This window comes from Candidatus Phytoplasma phoenicium (assembly GCF_001189415.1).
GTDB classification, from domain to species: Bacteria; Bacillota_I; Bacilli_A; order Acholeplasmatales; family Acholeplasmataceae; genus Phytoplasma; species Phytoplasma phoenicium.
The window spans coordinates 1-2998 of record NZ_JPSQ01000067.1 but is presented as its reverse complement, the minus strand read 5'-3'; the positions used below and the strand labels follow the sequence as shown (position 1 = coordinate 2998).

At 25.1% G+C, this 2998-nt stretch carries 2 protein-coding genes; both read left to right on the top strand.

Annotated features, from left to right (window positions below):
- Positions 1-925, top strand: a 925-nt coding sequence (gene nusA, locus AlmWB_RS01615; RefSeq protein ID WP_050337423.1) for a transcription termination factor NusA, incomplete at its 5' end; no start/stop codon positions are given.
- Positions 926-1035: 110 nt separating this feature from the next.
- Positions 1036-2847, top strand: coding sequence for a translation initiation factor IF-2 (gene infB / locus AlmWB_RS01610; RefSeq protein ID WP_050337422.1), 1812 nt, complete (start codon positions 1036-1038; stop codon positions 2845-2847).
- Positions 2848-2998: the final 151 nt, after the last annotated feature.

The window sequence follows — 2998 nt, the reverse complement described above, 5'->3', positions numbered from 1 at the left end:
TAATTATGAAGAATTTAATTTATATAAACAATATTTAGTGATGCAAGAAAATAAAGAAGAACATGATGACCAATATGATAAAGATGATCTTTTAAATGCTAAAAAAATTACTTTCATTAGTTTAGATGAAGCCTTCCAAATAAAATCAAATGCTAAAGTTGGAGATTTAATAGAAATAGAAACTAATCCCCAAGAATTTAATTTTTATGCTAGTAAAGAATTTAAAAATAAGTTTAATGAAGAAATAATTAAAAAACAAAGAGAAAATATTTATCATTTATTCAAAAATTATGAGAATAAAATTATCAATGCTAAAATTATAGATGTTAATGAAAATTTTTGGACTTTAGAATTAGAAAAAAAAATCACTACTACTTTATCTAAAAATAAAGTTCTTGTTAATGATAAGTTTGATATAGGCGAAAGAATTCAAGTTTATGTGGTAGAAGTTCAAAATACCACTAAAATGCCTAAAATTTTAATTAGTCGTACCAATATAAATTTTGTTATTGAAATTTTTAAAGAATTTATTCCTGAAATTCAAGAAGGTTTAATAGTCATTAAGGGGATATCTCGTATTCCTTCAGAGAGAATCAAAATAGGGATTTTGTCTAAAGATGATAAAATTGATCCTGTAGGAGCTTGTATTGGAAAAAACGGCAGTCGTATTAAAAGTATTATTGATGTTTTAAAAGGAGAAAAAATTGATATTTTTCTTTGGGATAATGATCCTAAAGAATTAATTAAAAATTCTTTAAAACCGGCAAAAATTGTTGATATTATCGAAATTAACGAAAATAACAAAACTGCTTTAGCTTTAGTTGCTGAGAATCAAATTTCTATTGCTATTGGTAAATCAGGCCAAAATGTCAAATTAGCTACTCAAGCAACCAAATGGAATATCAAAATTAAAACTATTACTTAATATTCAAAAGAGGTATATCTTTGTTATAACAACGATCAACAAATATGAAAAGTTTTGATTACCTTAAGAAAATGATTTTAATTTTAAATATTTAAGAAGAAAGATAAAATATGAATACAGAAAAAAAACAACAAAATCTATCACACAATCCAGTAAAAACAAAAAATTATATTTTCAACCCTAAAGATACTATCAAAGATTTATCGAATATTTTAGAAGTCTCTAATATTTTTTTAATTAAGAAATTAATTCAATCAAAAATTAAAACTAATATTAATCAACTAATAACTAAGGATATTATTGAAATTTTAAGCCGTGAATTAGATTTTCAAGTGATTTATTCAGAACCAAAAACTCATTTCAATGTAGAAAAAACTAAACCAGTAACAGCTTCTGTAAAACCACATTTAATTCACCGTACTCCTATTGTGACTGTTATGGGACATGTTGATCATGGAAAAACTACTCTTTTAGATTCGATTCGTCAAACACGAATGGTTGATAAAGAATTCGGAGGAATTACACAACATATTGGTGCTTACGAAGTAGTTTATAAAGAAAATAAAATAACTTTTATAGATAGTCCTGGACATGAATCTTTTTCACAAATGAGATCTCGTGGAGCTCAAATCACTGATATTTGTGTTTTAGTTGTGGCTGCAGATGATGGAGTGAAACCACAAACAATAGAATCAGTGCAACATGCTCAAAATGCTAATGTGGAAATTGTGGTAGCCATTAATAAAATTGACAAAACGAATAATAAAAAAGAAAATATTATGTTTGAATTATCTAATTTAGGATTGACCCCTGAAGAATGGGGTGGTAAAACTCCTTATATTGAAATTTCAGCTCTTCATCAAAAAGGAATAGATAATTTATTACAAACTATTTTATTAATAAGTGAAATGCAAAATATCCAAACAGATTTAAATCAAGTCACATGTGGCGTAGTTTTAGAAGCTAGTTTGAATAAAAATAAAGGCCCTGTTGCAACTTTAATTTCATCTCAAGGCATACTACGTAAAGGGGATATTATTGTGGCTGGTAATACTTTTGGTAAAATTCGTTCTATTGAAGATCATACTAAAAAACAATTACTAGAAAGTTTTCCTTCACAACCTGTTTTAATTACAGGATTGTCACAAGTTCCCCAAGCAGGCGATTCTTTTATCATTGTCGATGAACTAAAAATAGCTACAAAAATAGTAGAAGAAAGAAAAAATATTTTACAAGAAAATAAAAGATTATATATAGAAGCTAATAAAATAGAAGAAAATGTTTTTGAATTAGATAATGAAAATCCTATTCAATATTTAAATATTATTTTGAAAACAGATACGCAAGGTAGTATTGAAGTAATTCAAGAAACTTTAGCAAAATTAAATAATGATGAAATTAAAATTAATTTTGTGAAAAAAGCAGTTGGCATGATTACAGATAATGATATTGATTTAGCTAAAACATTTAATGCTATTTTAATCAATTTTAATAATCCATTAAGGAGTGAAATTAAAAAATTAGCTCAAAGTACAAAAATAATCATTCAAGATTACAAAATCATTTATAAAATTGTGGAAGATATCGAAAAAGAAATCAAAAAATTAATGAAACCGCTTATGGAAGAAAAAGTTACTGGACAAGCAGAAATTCGTAGAATTTTTCATATTAGTTCTATTAACGAAAATATTGCTGGTTGTTACGTGATTAATGGTACTATTTATAGTAATGCTTTGGCGAAAGTGATCCGTAATAAAAAGATTATTTATCGAGGTAAAATTATTTCTTTAAAACATTTAAAAAATAATATTTCCAGTGCTTCACAAGGATATGAATGTGGTATTTTATTAGAGAATTTTAATAATTTTCAAATTAATGATATAATAGAAACATCTAAATTAGAGAAAGTGATAATAAAATAATGAGTATTACTAATAAAAGAAGAGCTAAATTGATTCATGAGATCTTAGTAGAAGTAGTTAATGATATTATTAAAAATGATCAAATAGATTATATTAATATTACTAACGTTGAATTATCCAATGATTTTTCTTTTAGTACTGTTTATTATAC

Bases quoted from the DNA above. Each gene is read 5' to 3' on its own strand.
- infB (WP_050337422.1), top strand. From the start codon at position 1,036: ATGAATACAGAAAAAAAACAACAAAATCTATCACACAATCCAGTAAAA.